The sequence below is a fragment of the Polaromonas sp. P1_G2 genome, assembly GCF_056405515.1.
Genome location: NZ_JBFUBY010000660.1, coordinates 1 through 645 on the forward strand (window position 1 = coordinate 1; position 645 = coordinate 645).

Here is a 645-nt window from a genome sequence, read left to right on the forward strand (position 1 = left end):
CCGACTTGCTCGGCGTCCGGCCCTGGGCCATTGATCCGGTCGCAGCCGATCGGCTATGGACGTTGAGCGAGCAGATGACTGGTGCGCGCTTCGACTAGAGTTCGCTGGCCGGCGCCGTCATTGCGACGGCACTGGCTTTCTGTTCGCGAGAAGATCGAGGACAATGCCGGCGCCATGCAGGCCCGGCGGTTCGATCGTCGACATGCGCTCGAAGATCGTGTCGAAGCCGGAGAGCATGGCGGCGCGTTCCGGCGTATCCGTGCTCAGGCGCTCCATCCAGCGAGCCAGCGCCGTCGGGCGGATGAACTCGTCGAAATATTCCGGCACGACCGGATAGTCTGCGATCAGGTTCGGCAGCGCGCCGCTCCACGCCTTGATTCGGTTCAGGACCATGCGGATGAGCACATCGGTCTTGTAGGTGGAGATCGTCGGGATGCCGGTGAGCGCCAGTTCGAGCAGCACGGTGCCGGATGCCGCGAGCGCAGCGTCTGCCTGCTCGAACACCTGCCACTTCGCGGCTTCGCCGACGAAAATCTCCGGCTTTTCGGACCAATCGGCGGTGATATCGCGGACATTGCGTTCCTGGTGCGGCACGGTCGCGAGCAGAAGCCGGAAGCGATCGCCCCTCTCCCGCATGATCCGCAC

At 64.7% G+C, this 645-nt stretch carries 1 protein-coding gene; it reads right to left on the minus strand.

The window, feature by feature from the left end; translation table 11 throughout:
• Window positions 1-117 precede the first annotated feature (117 nt).
• Window positions 118-645, minus strand: a 528-nt coding sequence (locus AC1D0P_RS26790) for a glycosyltransferase family protein (RefSeq protein ID WP_477679505.1), incomplete at its 5' end; no start/stop codon positions are given.